Source organism: Streptomyces sp. NPDC005722, assembly GCF_040630935.1.
Classification (GTDB): domain Bacteria; phylum Actinomycetota; class Actinomycetes; order Streptomycetales; family Streptomycetaceae; genus Actinacidiphila.
This window is the reverse complement of record NZ_JBEXYN010000004.1, coordinates 282536-302922: the sequence shown is the minus strand read 5'-3', so window position 1 is coordinate 302922 and position 20387 is coordinate 282536. Positions and strand designations below refer to the sequence as shown.

The window sequence follows — 20387 nt, the reverse complement described above, 5'->3', positions numbered from 1 at the left end:
GTGCGCGGGGCGGGCGGCCGGGGCCGCCCGCCCGCCGTCACGGTGCCGGGCGGCGCAGCTCGTGGGCGAGGGTCTCCAGGTCCGTGCCCCCGGCCATTTCCCGGGTGAGCTCGTCCACCGTGATCCCCTCCCTGGTGTAGGTGCCGGTCATCGTGCCGCGGCGCAGCAGGACGAAGCGGTCGCCGACGAGGTGGGCGTGGTGGGGGTTGTGCGTGATGAGGACCACGCCGAGGCCGGCGTCCCGTGCCGCGGCGACGTACTTCAGCACGACGCCGGACTGCCGGACGCCGAGCGCCGCCGTGGGCTCGTCGAGGACGAGCACCTTGGCCCCGAAGTGCACGGCGCGGGCGATGGCGACGCACTGGCGCTGCCCGCCCGACAGGGTGCCGATGGGCCGGTCCACGTCGCTCAGGTCGATGCCCATGTCACGCAGCGCCGTGCGCGTGGTCTCCCGCATCAGGGCGACGTCCAGGCGCTTGAAGGGGCCCCGGCCCCTGCGCGGCTCGGAACCGAGGAAGAAGTTCCGCCAGACCGGCATCAGCGGGACGACGGCCAGGTCCTGGTAGACGGTGGCGATGCCGTGGTCGAGTGCCTCACGGGGCGACGCGTGGCGCACGGGCACGCCCTCGATCTCGTAGCTGCCCCGGTCGTGCTGGTGCAGCCCCGCGATGATCTTGATGAGGGTGGACTTCCCGGCGCCGTTGTCACCGAGGACGCAGGTGATCTCCCCCGCGTGCACCTCCAGGGAGACGTCCTCCAGGGCCCGCACGTGCCCGTACGCCTTGCTGACGTCGGTCAGCCTCACCAGGGCCGTCACTTCGCCGCCTCCGCCCGCTTGCGCACCCAGGCGTTGAGCAGTGTGGCCAGCAGCAGCATGGCGCCCAGGAAGAACTTGAACCAGTCCGGGTTCCACTCGGCGTAGACGATGCCCTTGCTGGTCATGCCGAAGATGAACGCGCCGACCGCGGAGCCGATGGCCGAGCCGTAGCCGCCGGTCATCAGACAGCCGCCGATCACCGCGGCGATGATGTACAGGAACTCGTTGCCGATGCCCTCTCCCGACTGCACCACGTCGAAGGAGAACAGCAGGTGCTGTCCGGAGATCCACGCGCAGAAGGCGACGGCCATGTAGAGGCCCGTCTTCGTACGGGTGACGGGGACGCCGACAGCGCGGGCCGCGTCGGGGCCGCCGCCGGACGCGAAGATCCAGTTGCCGGCGCGGGTCCGCAGCAGCACCCAGGTCGCGACGGCGACCAGGGCGATCCACCACAGGATGGTCACCTGGAGGTCGACGCCGCCGATCGTCAGGTGCGAGGCGAACAGCGCACGCGCCGAGCGGAAGCCCTCCATGTCGGCGATGGACTTCGTGCTGACCGTGCCGTCGATGAGCTTGGTGAAGCCCAGGTTGAGCCCGGTGAGCATCAGGAAGGTGCCCAGCGTGATGATGAAGCTCGGCAGCTTGGTGCGGGCCAGCATGATGCCGTTGAAGAAGCCGATGGCGAGGGTGACGAGCAGCGAGACGCCGACACCGACCCAGACGTTGGCCGTCATCTGGTAGCTGAACATCGACGACACCAGGGCGGAGGACGTCACCAGGACGCCCGCCGACAGGTCGAACTCGCCGCCGATCATCAGCAGCGCCACCGGCACCGCCATGATCCCGATGGTGGACGCCGCGTACAGGACGGTCCCGAGGCTCGCCGGCCGCAGGAAGGAGTCGGCCGCCACGGAGAAGAAGACGAAGACGGCCACGGCGCCGACGACGGCGCCCAGCTCGGGGCGGCTGAACAGGCGGTTCCCGAGCCCCCTCGGGGGCGCGAGGCTGTCCGCGGTCATCGGGTGCCCCGCTTCGCGTAGTCCTTCAGCGCGGCCGCGTCGTCCTTGGTGACGATCTGCGGGCCGGTGAGCACCGGGCCGCCGCCGCCGAGGACGTCGGCGTTGTAGCGGTAGAGCCACAGCAGGTCCACGGCCTCGTAGCCCTGCAGGTAGGGCTGCTGGTCCACGGCGAAGCCGAGGGTGCCTGCCTCCAGCGCGCCCGCGACCTGGCCGTTGAGGTCGAAGGTGTCGACCTCGGCCTTGCTGCCCGCCTGCTCCTTCGCCTTGACGGCGGTGGCGGCGTAGGGCGCGCCGAGGGTCACGACGGCGTCGATGGACGGGTCGGCGGCCAGCTTGGCCTGGAGGGCGGACTGGACGTCGGGCATGTTGGTGCCGTTGACGTAGAGGTTCTCCGTCGTGCCCTCGAAGGTGTTCTTCACTCCCCCGCAGCGCTGCTCGTGGCCGACGTTGCCCTGCTCGTGCAGCACGCACAGGACGTGCTTCCTGCCGCGCTCCGTGAGCTCGCCGCCGACGGCCTCGCCGGCGATGGTCTCGTCCTGGCCGATGTGGGCCAGGGCGCCGAACTCCTTGGACTGGGCGGACCCCGAGTTGATGGTGATGACCGGGATGCCGGCCTTCTCCGCCTTCAGGACGACGTCCTTCATCGCCTCTGGCTTGGCGAGCGTGACGACCAGGCCGTCGACCTTCTGGTCGATGGCCGTCTGCACCAGCTGCGCCTGGTCCTTGCCCTGGTCGCTGTTGGAGTACAGGAACTTGATGTTGTCCTTGGCGGCGGCCTGCCGGGCGCCCTTCTGGACGATGTCCCAGAAGCTGTCGCCGGCGCCGGCGTGGGTGACCATGGCGACCGTCCACCTCGGTGTGTCGACGGCCGAACCGTTGGCCTGAGCCTCCTTGGCCCGCTGCTCGGCGCGCAGGCCTCCGGTGCTGCTGCAGCCCGCCAGCGCCACACCGATGACCACTGTCAGTAGCGCACCGAGCGCACGCCTTCCCCTGTTCGCGCTCTCCACGTCGTGCCTTTCCCTGCTGGTCTTGGAACCGACCAAGTATCCGTCACAGGGTGCGATGCTCGTGGAAGGGGGGGTTCCGCGGCCGCTCAGGCCCTCACGAGCAGCTGGAACTCGAAGGCGTAGCGGGACGCGCGATAGATGTGGCTGCCGTACTCGACGGCCCGCCCCGTGTCGTCGTAGGTCGTCCGGCTCATGGTGAGGAGCGCCGCCCCCGGCTCCTCCGCGAGCAGCTCGCCCTCCGCCTCGGTGGCGCAGCGGGCGCCGACCGACTGGCGGGCGCTGTGCAGGGTGATCCCGGCGGCGCGCATCATGCGGTACAGGCCGGTGGACTCCAGTTTGGCGTCGTCCAGCGGGAGGAGTCCGGGCGGCAGGTAGTTGCACATGTGGGCCATCGGCTCGCCGTGGGTGAAGCGCAGCCGCTGCAGGACGACGACGTCACTGCCCTCGGCGATGCCGAGCGCCGCGGCGACCTCGGCGGAGGCCGGCTCGGTCTCGTTGCGCAGCACCCGGGTGGCGGGGCTCTGCCCGGCGGCCTGGAGGTCGTCGAAGAGGCTGCTCAGCTCCAGTGGCCGCTTGACCTGGCTGTGCACGACCTGGGTGCCCACGCCGCGCCGGCGCACCAGCAGGCCCTTGTCCACCAGGGACTGGATGGCCTGCCGGACGGTCGGCCGGGAGAGGCCGAGCCGTCCCGCGAGTTCGATCTCGTTGCCCAGGAGGCTTCCGGGAGCGAGCCTGCCGTGCTCGATGGCACCTTCCAGCTGCTGCGCGAGCTGGTAGTACAGCGGCACCGGGCTGGAGCGGTCCACCTCGAACTCGAGCGGCGCGGACTCTGCTTTGGACACAGGGGGAGCGTATCCGCCGGTATCGATCTCAGGAAACTCTGACATCACATTGTCCGAACATGTGGATCCACGCCTTCTCCAGGGCCCGCGGACGGGCCGGTGCGGTCGGTGGTGCGGTCGGTGGTGCGGGTTCCGCGAACGGTCCGGGGGGCCGCCTCACAGGTGGCGGCGGCGGTCGCCCAGGTGCCGCTCATAGGACTTGCGGGCCTCGACGGCCGCCTCTCGGGAGGCGGTCTCGGCGACCGGCACGTCCCACCAGGCCTGGGCGGCGGGTGCCGTCGGCGTGGGGTCGGTCTCCACGTACACGCAGGTCGGACGGTCGGAGGCGCGGGCGGTGGCCAGCGCCTCGCGCAGCTCGCGCACCGTCGCGGCGCGCAGCACGTCCATCCCGAGGCTGGCGGCGTTGGCGGCGAGGTCCACCGGGAGCGGGTCGCCGGTGAAGGAGCCGTCGGCGGCGCGGTAGCGGTAGGCGGTGCCGTAGCGCTCGCCGCCCACGTCGGCGGACAGCCCGCCGATGGAGGCGTAGCCGTGGTTCTGGATCAGGAGGAGGTTGACGTTCACGCCCTCCTGCACGGCGGTCACGATCTCCGTCGGCATCATCAGGTAGGTGCCGTCCCCGACGAGCGCCCAGACGGGCCGGTCGGGCGCCGCCATGCGCACGCCGATGGAGGCCGGGATCTCGTAGCCCATGCAGGAGTAGCCGTACTCCAGGTGGTACTGGCGCGGGCTGCGGGCGCGCCAGAGCTTGTGCAGGTCGCCGGGGAGGGAGCCGGCGGCGTTGATCAGCACGTCGTCGTCGCCGACCACCGAGTCGAGGGCACCGAGCACCTGGGTCTGGGTGGGGCGGTCGGTGTCGTCCGCGGCGTACGCGGCGTCGACGACGCGCTCCCAGCGCTCCTTGCCGGCGGTGTACTCGGCCTCGTACTCCGGCGCGATGCGGTGTCCCGCCACGGCCTGCGCCAGGGCTTCCAGGCTCGCTCGGGCGTCGCCGACCAGGGTGCGGGCGCCGAGCTTGTGGGCGTCGAAGCCCGTGACGTTGAGGTTGAGGAAACGCACCCCGGGGGCGGCGAAGAGGGTGGAGGAGGCGGTGGTGAAGTCGGTGTAGCGGGTGCCCACGCCGATGACCAGGTCGGCGGTGCGCGCGATGTCGTCGGCGACGGCGGTGCCGGTGTGGCCGACGCCGCCGAGGTCGGCCGGGTGGTCGTGACGCAGCGAGCCCTTGCCCGCCTGGGTGGAGGCCACAGGGATGCCGGTCGCCTCGGCCAGTGCCAGGAGGGCGGCCTCGGCCTCGCTGTGGTGGACACCGCCGCCCGCGATGATCAGCGGACGCCGCGCGGCGCGCACCGCCTCCGCGGCGGCGGCCAGTTCGGCGGCCTCGGGAGCCGGGCGGCGTACGTGCCAGACACGCTCGGCGAAGAACTCCTCGGGCCAGTCGTACGCCTCGGCCTGGACGTCCTGCGGGAGGGCGAGCGTGACGGCCCCGGTCTCGGCGGGGTCGGCCAGCACCCGCATCGCCTGGAGCGCGGACGGGATCAGTGCCTCGGGCCGGGTGACCCGGTCGAACCAGCGGGAGACCGGCCGCAGCGCGTCGTTGACGGTGACGTCGCCGTACTGGGTGTGCTCCAGCTGCTGGAGCACCGGGTCGGGCACGCGGTTGGCGAAGGAGTCGCCGGGGAGCAGCAGCACCGGCAGCCGGTTGACGGTGGCGAGCGCGGCGCCGGTGACGAGGTTGGTGGCGCCGGGGCCGATGGAGGTGGTGACGGCCTGCGCGGACAGCCGGTTGAGCTGCCGGGCGTAGCCGACGGCGGCGTGCACCATGGCCTGCTCGTTGCGGCCCTGGTGGTAGGGCATCTCCTCCCGGTACTCCACCAGCGCCTGGCCGATGCCGGCGACGTTGCCGTGGCCGAAGATGCCCCAGGTGCCGGCGACGAGCCGGCGGCGGACCCCGTCGCGCTCGGTGTACTGCGCGGACAGGAACCGCGCCAGCGCCTGGGCGACCGTGAGGCGGCGTACGGACTGGCTGCTCATCAGGACCTCTCGGGGGCTTCGCCGGTGGCGGCGGGGGCGGTGTACAGGGGCAGGCGCGGGTCGGCCGGCTGGTCCGGCCAGGTGTCGCGGATCCAGGCGTGGTCGGGGTGGTCGCAGATCAGCCAGGCGCGCTCCTCCCCCGGACCCGCCATGACGTTGAGGTAGTACATGTCGTGGCCGGGCACGGCCATCGAGGGACCGTGCCAGCCGTCGGGGATGAGGACGACGTCGCCGCTGCGGACCTCGGCGAGGACGTCGGTGCCCCGGCCGTTGCCGGAGGGCGAGACGCGCTGGTAGCCGATGCCGTCCTTGCCGTGCGCCGGGGCGATCTCGAAGTAGTAGATCTCCTCCAGGCGCGATTCGCCCTCGCGGTCCTCGTCGTGCTTGTGCGGCGGGAAGGACGACCAGTTGCCGGCGGGGGTGAGTACCTCCACCGCGATCAGGCGGTCGCACTCGAAGACCCCTGCGGCGCCGAAGTTGTTGACCTGGCGGCTGCAGCTGCCGCTGCCCCGCAGCTCGACGGGGACGGCGGAGGCCGGTCCGTAGCGGGCGGGAAGCCGCCGCTCGCAGCGGGCGCCGGTCAGGGCGAAGCGGCCCCCGGAGGCGGTGGTGACGGTGACGGTCTCGTCGCGCGGCACGTACGCGAAGTCGCTGACCGCCGTGAACACGCTCTCGCGCCCGGTGAGCCGGAAGGTCTCCCCCTGGGCGGAGACCTCGCAGCCGCCGGAGAGCGGCAGCACGATCCACTCGCTGTCGCCGGTGGCGAACTCGTGCCGTCCGCCGGGCGGGAGTTCCACGACCCGCAGGGAGGAGTGCTCCCAGCCGGCCCGGCCGGGGTCGACGTCGACGGCGTAGGGGCCGGCGGCGGCCTTCCCGGCGGGCAGGTGCTCCTCGGTGCCGTTCATGTGTGGGCCTCGCACTTCTCGCGGTTCGACCGGGACGTCACAGCAGACCGACGGCGGTGTCGACGGCGGTCTCCACGCTGCCCTCCGCCGGGTAGAGCAGGGTGCGGCCGACGACCAGGCCCTGGACGGTGGGCAGGCGCAGCGCCTTGCGCCACTTCTCGTAGACCGCCTCCTGTTCCCTGCCCACCTCGCCCCCCAGCAGGACGGCGGGGAGCGTGGAGGTCTCCATGACGGTCGCCATGTCGTCGACGTCCTCGGTGACGGGCACCTTGAGCCAGGTGTAGGCGGAGGTCCCGGCGAGCCCCGAGGCGATGGCGATGGACTTGGTGACCGCCTCCGCGCTGAGGTCGTTGCGGACCCTGCCGTCGACGCGACGGGATATGAACGGCTCGACGAAGACCGGGAGCCGGTGCTCGGCCATCTCGTCGATGGCGCGGGCGGTGGCGACCATGGTGCTCAGCGAGCCGCTGTCCTCGTAGCTGATGCGCAGCAGCAGCTTGCCCGCGTCGAAGCCGAGCCGGGCTATGTCCTGGGCGCGGTGGCCGGTGAAGCGGTCGTCGAGCTCGAAGGAGGCCCCGGCCAGGCCGCCGCGGTTCATCGACCCCATGACCACCTTGCCCTCGAGCGCGCCGAGCAGCAGCAGGTCCTCCAGGATGTCCGCGGTGCCGAGCACACCGTCGACGCCGGGACGGGAGAGCGCGGTGCACAGCCGCTCCAGCAGGTCCACGCGGTTGGCCATGGCGAACTCCCGGTCCCCCACGGCGAACGCGCCCCGCGCGGGGTGGTCCGCGGCGAGGATCATCAGCCGGCCGCTGTCACCGACGAGTGGACGGCGCACGCGGCGGGCTGCGGCCTCGGCGATCGCCTCGGGATGGTGGGTCCGCACCTTCACCAGGTCGGAGATGCTGATGCTCAAGAGGAGCTCACTTTCGGGCAGGGGACGGACCGTCAGCCGCGGCCGAGGAGGTCCTGGACCTCCGTCGCGGTGGGCATCGCGGAGGAGCAGGCGAGGCGGGAGGCCACGATCGCGCCCGCGGCGTTGGCGTGGCGCATGATCCGTTCCAGGTCCCAGCCGGCGAGCAGCCCGTGGCAGAGGGAGCCGCCGAAGGCGTCGCCCGCGCCGAGCCCGTTGACCACGTCGACGGGTACCGGCGGCACCTCGGCGGTGGTGCCGTCGCGGTGGACGGCGAGGACGCCCTTGGGGCCCTGCTTGACGACGGCGAGTTCGACCCCGGCGGCGAGCAGCGCCTCGGCGGCGGCGCGCGGTGCGCGCACCCCGGTGGCGATCTCGCACTCGTCGAGGTTGCCGACGGCGACGGTGGCCGAGGCCAGCGCCCGCGCGTAGTAGGGGCGGGCCTCGTCGGGGTCCTTCCAGAACATGGGGCGCCAGTCGAGGTCGAAGACGGTGGTGCCGCGGCGGGCCCTGGCCTCGAGGGCGGTGAGGGTGGCGGTGCGGCTGGGCTCCGCGCACAGGCCGGTCCCGGTCATCCAGAAGATGCGGGCGGCCCGGATCGCGTCGAGGTCCAGTTCGCCGGCGTGGATCTCCAGGTCGGGGGCCTTGGGGAGCCGGTAGAAGTAGAGCGGGAAGTCGTCCGGCGGGAAGATCTCGCAGAAGGTGACCGGTGTCGGGTACGCGGCGACCGACGTGACGTAGCGGTCGTCGACGCCGAACTCCTTGAGCGCCTGGTGGCAGTACGTGCCGAAGGGGTCGTCGCCGGTGCGGGTGATGACGGCGGTGGCGCGGCCGAGGCGGGCGGCGGCGACCGCCACGTTGGTGGCGGAGCCGCCGAGGAACTTCCCGAACGTCTCGACCTGGGGCAGTGGGACACCGGTCTGCAGCGGGTAGAGGTCCACCCCGATCCGGCCCATCGTGATCAGGTCGTACGGCTCGGTCATGGGCGTGACTCCTCGTCGTGCGTCACCGGGGGGTCGCTCTGCGGCCCTGTCAGGTCTAGCCCGCCCGGCCGAGCGCTGTCAACACTATGTCCTTACATACGAACGTACCGACCGCCGGACGACCGGCTCGTTACCTTGTCGTTACGTCGAGATGAATTGATGTCTTGACAAAGTCTTGACAGGGACCCCGGGGAGGGGTTTGCTCCCGTGCAGCACCCGGCCATGTGAACACGTCCGTCCCCTTCTCCCTCCCACCGCAGTGAGGTGCAGGAACATGGAACGCTCTCGCAGATACCGTCGGATCTCCGCCGTCGCGGCCCTCTCCACCGCCGCCGTCCTCCTCGCAGCCGGCTGTTCCAGCAGCTCAGGCGGGAAGAAGGCCGAGGAGTCGGCGGGCGCCCCCGCCGCGGGAAAGGCCGACACCCCGCGGATGAAGATCGCGATGGTCACCCATGCCGCCCCCGGCGACACCTTCTGGGACCTGATCCGCAAGGGCGCCCAGGCCGCCGCCGCCAAGGACAACGTGGAGCTGGTCTACTCCAACGACCCCAACGCCGCGACCCAGGCCAACCTGATCCAGAACGCGATCGACCAGAAGGTCGACGGGATAGCCGTCACCCTGGCCAAGCCCGACGCCATGAAGGACGTCGTCGCCAAGGCGGAGGCCGCGGGCATCCCTGTGGTCGGTTTCAACGCGGGCCTGGACGACTGGAAGGACCAGGGGCTGCTGGAGTACTTCGGACAGGACGAGAGCGTCGCCGGCGAGGCGCTGGGCGACAAGCTCAACGACCTGGGCGCCAAGCACAACGTCTGCGTGATCCACGAACAGGGCCACGTCGCCCTGGAGGCCCGCTGCGCCGGCGTGAAGAAGACGTTCAAGGGGAAGACCGAGAACCTCTACGTCAACGGCACGGACATGCCGTCGGTGAAGTCCACGATCACGGCGAAGCTCAAGCAGGACTCCGGCATCGACTACGTCGTCACCCTGGGCGCGCCCTTCGCGCTGACGGCCGTCCAGTCTGTCGCGGACGCCGGCAGCAAGGCGAAGGTCGGCACCTTCGACCTCAACAAGGACCTGGTCAAGGCCGTCCAGGACGGCGGGGTGCAGTTCGCCGTCGACCAGCAGCCGTACCTGCAGGGCTACCTGTCCGTCGACTCCCTGTGGCTGTACAAGACCAACGGCAACGTCAGCGGCGGCGGCGTGGCACCGGTCCTGACCGGCCCGGCCTTCGTCGACAAGGACAACGTCGAGTCCGTGGCCGCGTTCGCCGCGAAGGGCACCCGGTGATCCCGGTGTCCCAGGCAGCCGCCCCCGCGGCGTCCCCCTCACCACCCGCGGCACCCGCCTCCGAGGCGGACGGCCGCACCGCCGAACGCTCGCTGCTGCGCCGGACACTGGCCCGCCCGGAGATCGGCGCGCTGATCGCCGCCGTCGCGGTCTACCTCTTCTTCTTCGCGGTGGCGCCGTCCTTCCGCGAGGCCGGATCGCTGGCGACCGTGCTCTACCAGGCGTCGGTCATGGGCATCATGGCGCTGCCCGTGGCCCTGCTGATGATCGGCGGCGAGTTCGACCTCTCGGCCGGCGTCGCCGTCACCGCGTCGGCGCTGACCGCGAGCATGTTCAGCTTCCAGCTCAGCATGAACGTGTGGACCGGTGTGGCCGTCGCCCTGATGGTGTCCCTGGGCATCGGGGCGCTCAACGGCTACCTGCTGGTGAAGACGGGGCTGCCCAGCTTCCTCATCACCCTGGCCACCTTCCTGATGCTGCAGGGCCTCAACCTGGCCGTCACCAAGATCTTCACCGGCAACGTCGCCACCGACTCCATCAGCGACATGGACGGCTTCGGCCAGGCGCGCGCGCTGTTCGCCTCGGAGATCGGTGTCGGCGGGGTCCAGCTCAAGGTGACGGTGCTGTGGTGGCTCGGCTTCGCGGCGCTCGCCACCTGGGTGCTGCTGCGCACCCGGTTCGGCAACTGGACCTTCGCGGTCGGCGGCAACAAGGACAGCGCGCGGGCGGTCGGCGTACCTGTGGCCTTCACCAAGATCGCGCTGTTCATGGCCGTGGGCTTCGGCGCCTGGTTCACCGGCATGCACCTGCTCTTCTCGTTCAACGCCGTGCAGTCGGGCGAAGGCGTAGGCAACGAGTTCCTGTACATCATCGCGGCGGTCATCGGCGGCTGCCTGCTCACCGGCGGCTACGGTTCGGCGATCGGCTCGGTGATCGGCGCCTTCATCTTCGGGATGGTCTCGCAGGGCATCGTGTACGCCAACTGGAACCCCGACTGGTTCAAGTTCTTCCTCGGCGTGATGCTCCTGATCGCGACCCTCGTCAATCTGTGGGTCCGCCGCACGGCGACCCGGAGGTGAGCCCGATGACCACCGCCACCACCGCCCCCGGCGGCACCGCCGCCGCCCCCGAGCCCCTCGTCGAACTGGACGGGGTGGGCAAGAGCTACGGCAACGTCCGCGCCCTGCACGGCGTCGACCTGGCCGTCCGGCCGGGGCAGGTCACCTGCGTCCTCGGCGACAACGGCGCGGGCAAGTCCACCCTGATCAAGATCGTCTCCGGCCTGCACCGGCACACCGAGGGCGAGTTCCGCATCGACGGCGCGCCCGTACGGCTGAACACCCCGCGGGAGGCCCTGGACCGCGGCATCGCGGCCGTCTACCAGGACCTGGCGACCGTTCCGCTGATGCCGGTCTGGCGGAACTTCTTCCTCGGCTCCGAGCTGACGCGCGGGCCATGGCCCGTACGCCGCCTGGACATCGCCCGGATGAAACGCACCGCGGACGAGGAGCTGCGGGCGATGGGCATCGTCCTGGACGACCTCGAACAGCCCATCGGCACCCTCTCCGGCGGCCAGCGGCAGTCCGTGGCCATCGCCCGCGCGGTCCACTTCGGCGCACGGGTGCTGATCCTGGACGAACCCACCGCGGCACTGGGCGTCAAGCAGTCCGGCGTCGTCCTGAAGTACATCGCGGCCGCACGCGAGCGGGGTCTGGGCGTCATCTTCATCACCCACAATCCGCACCACGCGTTCATGGTCGGCGATCACTTCTCCGTGCTGCGGCTGGGCACCCTGGAACTGAGTGCGGCCCGGAAGGAGGTCTCCTTGGAGGAGCTCACCCACCACATGGCCGGCGGCACGGAGCTGGCCGCGCTCAAGCACGAACTGGCCCAGGTCCGCGGCGTCGACGTGGACGAACTGCCCGGTCCGGAGGACCTGGCCGAGGGCCGCACCTCCCCGTGAGGGGCGGTCCGGCCCTTCCCCCCGACCCTGACATGACGTCCGTATGTCAGGACTAACTCTTGACGGCTGCCCGGCCGGACGGCGAAGCTTCCAGCGGGACCACGGAGCTCCGCGGGCATCCGTACCACCGCCCTGACGGGCCGCCCTACCGAACCACGACCGGTCCGCGGCGACCGGTGAGAGGAGCCCTCCTCATGACTGCCCCCTCCCCCGTTCTGGACCGGATCCGGATCGGCTCCGCGCCCGACTCGTGGGGCGTCTGGTTCCCCGACGACCCCCAGCAGGTGCCCTGGCAGCGCTTCCTGGACGAGGTCTCCCAGTCGGGCTACGAGTGGATCGAGCTGGGCCCGTACGGCTACCTGCCGACCGACCCGGCCCGGCTCACCGAGGAGACCGCGCGCCGGGGCCTGAAGGTCTCCGCGGGCACCGTCTTCACCTCCCTGCACCGCGGCCCCTCGGTGTGGGACGCCACCTGGGAGCACGTCGGCCAGGTCGCCGCCCTCGCCCGGGCCATGGACGCCCGGCACCTGGTGGTCATCCCGTCCTTCTGGCGCGACGACAAGACCGCCGAGATCATCGAGCCGCGCGAACTCACCGCCGAGCAGTGGGGGCACCTCGCCACCGGCATGGAGCGCCTGGGCCGCCAGGTCCGCGACACCTACGGCCTGGACATCGTGGTCCACCCGCACGCCGACACGCACATCGACACCGAGGAGCACGTCGAGCGCTTCCTCGACGCCACCGACCCGGACCTGGTCAACCTCTGCCTGGACACCGGCCACTACGCCTACTGCGGCGGCGACAGCGTCAAGCTGATCGAGACCTACGGGGAGCGGATCGGCTACCTGCACCTGAAGCAGGTCGACCCCGAGATCCTCGCCGACGTCGTCAAGAACGGGGTCCCCTTCGGCCCGGCCGTGCAGCGCGGCGTCATGTGTGAGCCGCCGGGCGGCGTGCCCGCCCTGGAGCCGGTGCTGGCCGCCGCGCAGGGCCTGGGCGTCGACCTGTTCGCGATCGTCGAGCAGGACATGTACCCCTGCGAGCCGGAGCGGCCGCTGCCCATCGCGCAGCGCACCCGGAAGTTCCTGCGCTCCTGCGGTGCCTGACGCACCGCCCACGAAAGGGAAGACACGCATCATGACGCAGCACGGACCGCTCGGGGTCGCCGTCATCGGCACCGGCAAGATGGGCGCCGACCACGTACGCCGCATCAACGACGTGGTGAGCGGCGCCCGGGTGACCGCCGTCGTCGACGTCGACGCCGAACGCGTGAAGGCGGTCGCCGACGGCGTCGAGGGCTGCACGGCGTACACCGACCCCGCGGCGGCGATGGCCGCGGCCGACGTGGACGCCGTCCTCATCGCCTCGCCCGGCCCCGCCCACGAGGCGGCGCTGCTCACGGCCTTCGAGCACGACCTGCCGGTGCTGTGCGAGAAGCCGCTCACGCCGGACGCCGCCTCCGCGCTGCGTGTGATGGAGGCCGAGCAGCGCCTGGGCCACCGTCGGGTGCAGGTCGGCTTCATGCGGCGCTACGACGCGGAGTACGGCAAGCTCAAGGCCCTGCTGGACAGCGGTGAACTGGGCCGGACGCTGATGCTGCACAACCGGCACCGCAACGCGAGCATCCCGCCCGGCTTCACCAACGCCAACCTCGTCAACGACTCTCTCGTGCACGAGATGGACGTGACCCGCTGGCTGCTCGGCCAGGAGATCACCGCCGTCACCGTGCTGCGCCCCCGCCCGTCCGCGAACGCGCCCGCGGGCCTGGACGACCCGCAGTTCGTGGTCTTCGAGACCGACGGCGGAGCGGTCGTCGACGTCGAGGTCTTCCTCAACTGCGGCTTCGGCTACCAGGTGCAGGCCGAGGCGGTCTGCGAGCGCGGCAGCGCCCGCATCGGCGACGCGCACGACCTGCTCGTCAACACCGCGGGCCGTTGGGGCGGCACGATCGCCCAGGACTTCGTGGAACGCTTCGCCGACGCCTACGACCGCGAGGTCCAGGCATGGGTCGACGCCACCCGGCGCGGAGAGGTCACCGGCCCCAGCGTCTGGGACGGCTACGCCGCCGCCGCGGTCTGCGAGGCCGGTGTCCGCTCCCAGGAGACGGGCGGGCGTGTCGAGGTCGAACTGGCCGACCGACCGGCGTTCTACCGCTGAGGGACGCAGGTCCCCGGCCACCCCGGATCCGGCGCGGGTGGGACGGTTACTCCCTGGCCGCCCCGCCCGCGCCTCCACCGCATCCGTGAGAAAGGCATCCCCGTACATGCGCGTCGTCCTCTTCGGTGTCGGGCGCCTCGGTTCCTTCCACGCGGCCACCCTGCACGCCCATCCCGAGGTCTCCGAACTGGTCCTCGCGGACGCCGACGCCGCGCGGGCCGCCGGGGCCGCCGCGCGGCTGGGCGCCGGCGCGCGGGCCGCGTCCTCCGTCGACGCGGCGTTCGCCGGCGGCGCGGACGCGGTCGTCATCGCCTCGGCGACCTCCGCCCACGCGGAGCTGATCTCCCGCGCGGTGCGGGCCGGGCTCCCCGTCTACTGCGAGAAGCCGGTCGCCCTCGACCTGGAGTCGACGGTCACCGCGCTGCGCGAGGTCGAGGAGGCCGGCGCCGTCCTCCAGATGGGCTTCCAGCGCCGCTTCGACCCCGGCTACCGCGCCGCCCGGGAGGCCGTCCGGGCCGGACGGCTCGGGCGGCTGCACACCGTGCGGGCGCTGACCTCCGACATGGCGCCCCCGCCGCCGGAGTTCGTGCCGCTGTCCGGCGGGCTCTACCGGGACTGCCTGATCCACGACTTCGACGCGGTCCGGTGGGTGACCGGCCGTGAGGTCGCCGAGGTCTACGCCACGGGCGCCAACGGCGGGGCCGCCTTCTTCCGCGACGCGGGCGACGTGGACACCGCGGCGGCGCTCCTCACCCTCGACGACGGAACCCTCGCCACCGCCACCTCCACCCGCTACAACGGCGCCGGCTACGACATCCGCATGGAACTCGCCGGGTCGCTGGACCAGATCGCCGTCGGCGTCGGCCCCCGTACGCCGGTCACGTCCGTGGAACCGGGCGCGGCCCCGGGCGTGCCCGACCCGTGGACCGGGTTCGTGGACCGCTTCGGGGACGCGTACCGGGCGGAGATCGACGCCTTCCTGCAGGTCGTGACGGGTCGTTCGGAGAACCCCTGCGACGGGCGCGAGGCGCTCGACGCGCTGCTGGTGGCGGAGGCGTGCGAGGTCTCGCGCCGGGAGCGGCGGCCGGTCACGGTCGCCGAGATGGCCGACGTCGCGGAGCACGCCGGCACGCGCGTGCGGTGACCCCGCGGGGCGCCGCGGGCACGTCACCCCCGCGGTCCGCCCCGGGTGGCGTGATCACCCGGGGCGGTGCTTGCTGGGACGAGGCGGTCCGGGCGGTCCACGAGGGAAGGACCTTTCATGGCGATGAAGGTCCAGGCGCTGCGCACGCCGCGTGCGGCGGGACTCGTGGGGATCGCGTTCGCGGTGCTGATCGGCGCCGCCATCGTGCTGGTCCGGGCCTCCATCCCCAGCGGTGAGGGCGCGCTGACCGAGTCGCCGCTCAGTCTCTCCTCGCGCAGCGGGGTGCAGACGGCACTGGCCCTCATCCCCTTCGCCGGCATCTTCTTCCTGTGGTTCATCGGCGCGGTGCGCGCGCACGTCGGCCCGGGCGAGGACAAGTTCCTCTCGACGGTGTTCCTCGGCAGCGGTCTGGTGTTCGTCGCGACGCTCTTCGGCGCCGCCGCGGCGGCCGGCAGCCTGCTGGCCACCACGCAGGTAGCCTCGCCCGGGACCCCGCGGACCGAGCTGGCCTACTTCGGCCAGCACCTCACCTACAGCCTGCTGACGACGTACTCGATGCGGATGGCCGCGGTGTTCGTGCTGTCGGCCTCCACCGTCGGGCTGCGGCTGGGGTCCTTCCCGCGCTGGCTGGTGCTGCTGGGCTACCTCGTGGGCGTCACGCTGCTGTTCGTGGTCCCGAACGTGCCCTTGGCCGAGCTGGTCTTCCCGCTGTGGGCGCTGGTCGTCAGCCTCCACATCGTGGTGGCGAGCTTCCGTTCCCGTCCGACGGGGCTTCCGGGCGGCTGAGCGCCGACGGTCAGGAGGTCGTGCGCCGCAGCAGCAGCGTGACGAAGCCGAACGTGCCGCGGTAGCCGTGCAGCCACTCGGCGCGGTGGACGGCGGCGGCTTCGAGGGCGGCGCCGCTGTCCGGGTCGCCGGGGTGGTCCAGGGCCCACTCGGCGAGGGAGCCGGTCCAGGACCACTCGTAGTCGTCCCACTCACGGATGCTGCTGACGTGGGCGAGGACCGGGGTCCAGCCGTCCGCGACGATCCGGTCCACGGTGCTCGGCAGGTCCTCGTACTCCCCCAGCATGTCGACGACGTCCTGGGTGGGTTCGCGCTCCCAGAAGCCGTCGCCGATGAGCACGGTGCCGCCGGGGGCGAGGTGCTCCCGGGCCGCGGCGAGGGTCGGCAGGAGGCCGCCGAAGGCGTGTGCGGCGCCGACGCTGAGGACGACGTCGAAGAGGTACGGCGGGGCGAAGCCGCCGGCGTCCCCTTCGTGGAGGGTCAGCCGGTCGCCGACGCCGAGCGCGGTGGCCTCACGGGCCGCCTTCTCCAGTGCGCCGGTGTCCAGGTCGACGCCCTCCGCCGTGACCTTCGGGCGGCCGTCGAGGGCCCGCAGCAGCCAGGCGCCCTCCCCGCAGCCGAGGTCGAGGACGCGTTCGTCCCCCCGGCGCAGCGCCCGTCCGAGGAGGTGGCGCACCACCGCGTCGTCGAGCGGTGCGGCGATCGGGTGGTGGGTGTGCGCGATGCGTGAGATGCGGCGTCGTTCCATCGGCGCAGCTTCGCAGGGCAGGGGGTTCACCGCATCCGGTTAATTCGGCGCGGACGTGCAACGCGATCGGTGGCGGTGGCGGTTTCCCGGGTCGAAGGGACATCGAGGCAGCACGGCCGTCGGGGCCGTCACGGCCACGACGGACACCACCGGGGGAAGGGACACGAACGGCATGGACAGGACGATCGTCGGGACGGCGGGGCGGTATTCTCCGGCCCCGGCCCTACAGGCCCCACTCCTCGCGCAGCTCGCCGAACACCTCGTGGAACTCGGGGAAGGTCTTCTTCACGCAGCCCGGCTCGTCGAAGGTGACCCCCTCCGTGCGGAGTGCGGCGACGGCGAAGCTCATCGCGATGCGGTGGTCGCCGTGGCAGGCGACCTCGACCGGGGCGGGGGTGCCGGGGTGGATCTCGATCCAGTCGCGGCCGGTCTCCACCCGGATGCCCTGGCGGCGCAGGTTGGCGGCGCAGGCCTCGAGGCGGTCGCACTCCTTCACCCGCGTGTTGTAGACATCCTCGATGCGCACCGGGCCGTCGGCGAAGGGCGCGATCGCCGCGAGCGTGGGCATCGTGTCGGAGATGTCCCGCATCGTGGTGGTGATCCCGCGCAGCGTGCCGGTGCCGGAGACGGTGGTGGCGTCCGTGCCGGTCTCGACGCGCGCGCCCATGCGGCGCAGTACGTCCACGAAGGCGAGGTCGCCCTGGAGCGCGCCGGTGCCCAGGCCGGGCACGGTGACCTCGCGGCCGGTCAGGGCGGCGGCGGCGAAGAAGTAGCCGGCGGTGGAGGCGTCGGGCTCGACGGTGTAGTCCGCGGCGCGGTAGCCGCCGGGCGGGACGACGAGCACGTCGCCCTCGCGGCCGACCTCGACGCCGAAGGAGCGCATCATGGCGATGGTGATCTCGACGTAGGGGACGGAGACCAGTCCCGTGACGTTGATGCGCAGTCCGTCGCGCATGAGGGGGCCGGCGAGGAGCAGCGCCGTGAGGAACTGCGAGGAAAGGCTCGCGTCGAGGTCGAGTGCGCCGCCCGCGATGCCGTCGGCGGTGACGGTCAGCGGCAGGTGGCCCTCCGCCTCATCGTGGCGCAGGTCGACACCGAGCGTCCGCAGCGCGGTGGTCAGCGGGGCGAGGGGACGCCGGCGCATCTGGGCGGAGGCGTCGAAGCGGTAGGTGCCGTGCCCGGCCGCGGCGAGGGCCGGGAGGAAGCGGGCGGCGGTGGCGGCGTCGCGGCAGTAGACGTCGGCCTCGGGGAGCGCGGGCCCGGCGGGGCGTCCTTCGACGCGCCACTCCTGCGGGCCGCGGTCCATGCGGTAGCCGAGCCGGACGAGTCCTTCGGCGAAGCCGTCGGTGTCGTCGGAGAGCAGCGGCCGCCGCAGTGTCGTCGTCCCCTCGGCCGCCGCCGCCAGGAACAGCGCCCGGGCGGTGACGGACTTCGATCCGGGGACGGCGACGACGGTCACGGTGCTCTCCTGTGCTGCCTGACGTGCGGGGACGCCCTGGTGAGGGGCAGGCCCATTCTAGGCGGCGGGCGTGCCGGGCCCGGCGGGCGTGAAGCGCACGGGGAGGCGGCGCACACCGCGCATGAGCATGCCGGGGAGCCAGTCCAGCTTCGCCGGATCGGCGTCGAGGGCGAGGTCGGGGCAGCGCTCCAGGAGCGCGCGGACGGCGATGCGTCCTTCGAGGCGGGCGAGCGGGGCGCCGAGGCAGTAGTGCAGACCGTGCCCGAAGGCGACGTGCCCCCGGCTGTCGCGCCGGATGTCGAAGCGGTCCGCCTCGGCGAAGCGGCCGGGGTCGCGGTCGGCGGAGGCCAGTGCGACGAGGACGGGTTCGCGGGACGGGATGACGGTGCCCGCGACGTCGACCGGTTCCGTCGTGAAGCGGAAGGTGGCGGTCTCGACGGGGCCGTCGTAGCGGAGCATCTCCTCCACGGCGCCGTCGATGAGGCTCATGTCGGCACGCAACAGCGCCAGTTGGTCCGGATGGGTGAGCAGTGCGCGGACACCGTTGGAGATCAGGTTGACCGTGGTCTCGTGTCCGGCGATCAGCAGCAGGAAGGCCATGCCGCTGAGCTCGGGGCGCGAGAGCCGGTCGCCGTCCTCGGAGGTGGTGCGGATGAGGGCGCTCATCAGGTCGTCGCCGGGCGCGCAGCGCTTGTCCTCGATGAGTTCGTGGAGGTAGGCCGCGAGTTCCTCGAAGGCCCTGCGCTCGGCCTCGGGGCCGGTCGGTGCGACGACCTCGTTCGACCAGGCGCGGAAGGCCGCCCGGTCCAGGTCGGGCACCCCGAGGAGCTCGCAGATGACCGTGATCGGCAGCGGGTAGGCGAGCGCCTCGACGAGGTCGGCGGTACCGTCCGAGCGGGCCAACATCGTGTCGAGCAGGGCTGCGGTGATCTCCTCCACCCGCGGCGTCAGCTCCTCGACCCGGCGGCCGGTGAACTCGCGGGCCACCAGCTTGCGCAGCCGGGTGTGCTCGGGCGGGTCGGAGACGAGCATGTGGCGGCCGAGGAGTTCCTCGTCGTAGGAGGTCCAGCCCAGTGCGCGGGAGTCCTTGGCGAACCGGGTGTCGGCGAGCGCGGCCCGGGCCTGGTCGTGGCCGACGATCAGCCACAGCTCCCCGACGTCGGCGGTACGCACGCGGTGCACGGGCCCCTTCTCGCGGAGCCTGGCGTAGACGGGATAGGGATCGGCGGTGAACTCCTCGCCGTAGACCGTGAGATCGACCGTGTCCATGTACCGCACGGTAACCCGGGGGCCCGTCGCGACACGTCACCCTGCGGGACGAGACACCCCGGACGGTCTCATCCGAAGGATTCAGCCGATCGTGGCGGTCCGCCAGGTCTCCGCGTCCGCCTCCAGGAGCGCGGCGAGGACGGCGGGGTCCGGGAGCGGCCCGTGGTCGGCGGCGACGCGCAGTGCCGAGGCCGCGGTCAGGTGACCGAGCCGCAGGGCGCGCCCCACGGGCAGGTCCCGCAGCAGGCCGCTGAGGAAGCCGGCGGCGAAGGCGTCCCCGGCGCCGACGGGTTCCGCCACCCGGACGGTGAGGGCGGGCACGTTGTGGACGTCGCTCCCGGTGAAGGCCGTGGCGGCGCGGGAGCCGTCCTTGACGACGAGGATGCCGGGCCCCGGCAGCAACTCGCGGACCGAGTGGGCGTCGGTGATGCCCTCCCCCCACAGGGCCTGGGCCTCGTCGAGGCCGACGAGGACGATGTCGGCCCGGTCGGCGAGCGGTCGCAGGACGTCGGCGGCGGAGCGGCCGGTCCACAGCGCGGGGCGGTGGTTGACGTCGAAGCTGACGGGCCAAGGGCGGTCGGGGCGCAGCGCCCGTTCGACGAGGGCGTGGCAGCCGGACGACAGGGCGGGGGTGATGCCGCTGAGGTGGACGAGCGCGGCCCCGGTCAGTGCCGGGGTGTCGAGGACGTCCGGGGTGAGCGCCGACGCGGCGGACCCCGCACGGTGGTAGTGGACGCGGGTGCCGTGCGCGCCCGGGTCCTTGAGCAGGAGCCCGGTGGGCCGCGCGGGGTCGGTGCGCACCCCGGAGACGTCGACGCCGCCCGCGGCGATCCGGGCGCGGATCCGCCGGCCGAAGGGGTCGTCGCCGACCGCGGAGACCCATCGGGCGGGGATGCCGTGGTCGGCGAGGTAGAGCGCGACGTTGGACTCGGCGCCCGCGACGTCGACGCGCAGCAGGTCCGCTGCGTCCAGCGGCCCGAGCGGGTCGGGGGCGAGGGCGGCCATGGTCTCGCCGACGCAGACCACGGGTCCGGGTCGCAGCGGCCGGGGGGTGCTCAT

At 72.4% G+C, this 20387-nt stretch carries 19 protein-coding genes; 7 read left to right on the top strand and 12 right to left on the bottom strand.

Features of this window, described 5'->3' with window-relative positions:
• Positions 1 to 37 precede the first annotated feature (37 nt).
• The 8 genes from ABZ479_RS07360 to iolC form a co-directional block, all read right to left on the bottom strand.
• A complete protein-coding gene (locus tag ABZ479_RS07360) occupies positions 38 to 817 on the bottom strand; it encodes an ATP-binding cassette domain-containing protein (protein ID WP_500460501.1) in 780 nt (259 codons plus the stop codon).
• Positions 814 to 1836 carry an ABC transporter permease gene (locus tag ABZ479_RS07355; protein WP_500460500.1) on the bottom strand — a complete coding sequence of 341 codons (1023 nt, stop codon included), beginning with the start codon at positions 1834 to 1836 and terminating at the stop codon, positions 814 to 816. The genes ABZ479_RS07360 and ABZ479_RS07355 overlap by 4 nt, the downstream gene beginning before the upstream one ends.
• Positions 1833 to 2795 (bottom strand): sugar ABC transporter substrate-binding protein, encoded by a 963-nt coding sequence (locus ABZ479_RS07350; RefSeq protein ID WP_500460499.1) that lies wholly within the window; start codon positions 2793 to 2795, stop codon positions 1833 to 1835. Before ABZ479_RS07350 ends, ABZ479_RS07355 begins: the two co-directional genes overlap by 4 nt.
• 134 nt (positions 2796 to 2929) lie before the next feature.
• Complete coding sequence (locus ABZ479_RS07345) at positions 2930 to 3649, bottom strand: GntR family transcriptional regulator (RefSeq protein WP_499601991.1); 720 nt, start codon at positions 3647 to 3649, stop codon at positions 2930 to 2932.
• Between the two features lie 192 nt (positions 3650 to 3841).
• Positions 3842 to 5713 carry a 3D-(3,5/4)-trihydroxycyclohexane-1,2-dione acylhydrolase (decyclizing) gene (iolD, locus tag ABZ479_RS07340; RefSeq protein ID WP_500460498.1) on the bottom strand — a complete coding sequence of 624 codons (1872 nt, stop codon included), beginning with the start codon at positions 5711 to 5713 and terminating at the stop codon, positions 3842 to 3844.
• Entirely contained in the window at positions 5713 to 6618 is a 906-nt protein-coding gene (gene iolB / locus ABZ479_RS07335) for a 5-deoxy-glucuronate isomerase (protein WP_500460497.1), read from the bottom strand. Before iolB ends, iolD begins: the two co-directional genes overlap by 1 nt.
• Before the next feature lie 37 nt (positions 6619 to 6655).
• The gene (locus tag ABZ479_RS07330; protein ID WP_499601441.1) at positions 6656 to 7534 is read right to left on the bottom strand and encodes a Cgl0159 family (beta/alpha)8-fold protein; all 879 of its coding nucleotides are present in this window, start codon (positions 7532 to 7534) and stop codon (positions 6656 to 6658) included.
• A 32-nt stretch (positions 7535 to 7566) separates the two neighbouring features.
• The gene (iolC, locus tag ABZ479_RS07325) at positions 7567 to 8514 is read right to left on the bottom strand and encodes a 5-dehydro-2-deoxygluconokinase (protein ID WP_500460495.1); all 948 of its coding nucleotides are present in this window, start codon (positions 8512 to 8514) and stop codon (positions 7567 to 7569) included.
• Positions 8515 to 8788: 274 nt separating this feature from the next.
• On the opposite strand from iolC, the gene ABZ479_RS07320 reads away from it, so the two are divergent.
• The 7 genes from ABZ479_RS07320 to ABZ479_RS07290 all read left to right on the top strand — a co-directional run bounded on the left by ABZ479_RS07320 (position 8789) and on the right by ABZ479_RS07290 (position 15852).
• The gene (locus ABZ479_RS07320) at positions 8789 to 9802 is read left to right on the top strand and encodes a sugar ABC transporter substrate-binding protein (protein ID WP_500460494.1); all 1014 of its coding nucleotides are present in this window, start codon (positions 8789 to 8791) and stop codon (positions 9800 to 9802) included.
• Entirely contained in the window at positions 9799 to 10881 is a 1083-nt protein-coding gene (locus ABZ479_RS07315; protein WP_500460493.1) for an ABC transporter permease, read from the top strand. The genes ABZ479_RS07320 and ABZ479_RS07315 overlap by 4 nt, the downstream gene beginning before the upstream one ends.
• A 5-nt stretch (positions 10882 to 10886) precedes the next feature.
• A complete protein-coding gene (locus ABZ479_RS07310; RefSeq protein WP_500460491.1) occupies positions 10887 to 11765 on the top strand; it encodes an ATP-binding cassette domain-containing protein in 879 nt (292 codons plus the stop codon).
• 194 nt (positions 11766 to 11959) lie between these two features.
• The gene (locus tag ABZ479_RS07305; protein WP_500460490.1) at positions 11960 to 12871 is read left to right on the top strand and encodes a sugar phosphate isomerase/epimerase family protein; all 912 of its coding nucleotides are present in this window, start codon (positions 11960 to 11962) and stop codon (positions 12869 to 12871) included.
• Positions 12872 to 12902: 31 nt separating this feature from the next.
• Positions 12903 to 13922: a Gfo/Idh/MocA family protein gene (locus ABZ479_RS07300; RefSeq protein ID WP_499601447.1), complete on the top strand. Its 1020-nt coding sequence runs from the start codon at positions 12903 to 12905 to the stop codon at positions 13920 to 13922.
• Between the two features lie 106 nt (positions 13923 to 14028).
• On the top strand, positions 14029 to 15066 hold the full coding sequence (locus tag ABZ479_RS07295) for a Gfo/Idh/MocA family protein (protein WP_500460577.1): 1038 nt from the start codon (positions 14029 to 14031) through the stop codon (positions 15064 to 15066).
• Positions 15067 to 15183: 117 nt separating this feature from the next.
• The gene (locus tag ABZ479_RS07290; RefSeq protein WP_500460489.1) at positions 15184 to 15852 is read left to right on the top strand and encodes a hypothetical protein; all 669 of its coding nucleotides are present in this window, start codon (positions 15184 to 15186) and stop codon (positions 15850 to 15852) included.
• 10 nt (positions 15853 to 15862) lie between these two features.
• On the opposite strand, the gene ABZ479_RS07285 is transcribed toward ABZ479_RS07290, so the two are convergent.
• From ABZ479_RS07285 to ABZ479_RS07270, 4 genes are all read right to left on the bottom strand, one after another.
• Positions 15863 to 16600, bottom strand: coding sequence for an SAM-dependent methyltransferase (locus ABZ479_RS07285; protein WP_500460488.1), 738 nt, complete (start codon positions 16598 to 16600; stop codon positions 15863 to 15865).
• Between the two features lie 223 nt (positions 16601 to 16823).
• Positions 16824 to 18059 (bottom strand): 3-phosphoshikimate 1-carboxyvinyltransferase, encoded by a 1236-nt coding sequence (gene aroA / locus ABZ479_RS07280; RefSeq protein ID WP_500460487.1) that lies wholly within the window; start codon positions 18057 to 18059, stop codon positions 16824 to 16826.
• 57 nt (positions 18060 to 18116) lie between these two features.
• Positions 18117 to 19328 (bottom strand): cytochrome P450 family protein, encoded by a 1212-nt coding sequence (locus tag ABZ479_RS07275; RefSeq protein ID WP_500460486.1) that lies wholly within the window; start codon positions 19326 to 19328, stop codon positions 18117 to 18119.
• Between the two features lie 81 nt (positions 19329 to 19409).
• Complete coding sequence (locus ABZ479_RS07270; protein WP_500460484.1) at positions 19410 to 20387, bottom strand: sugar kinase; 978 nt, start codon at positions 20385 to 20387, stop codon at positions 19410 to 19412.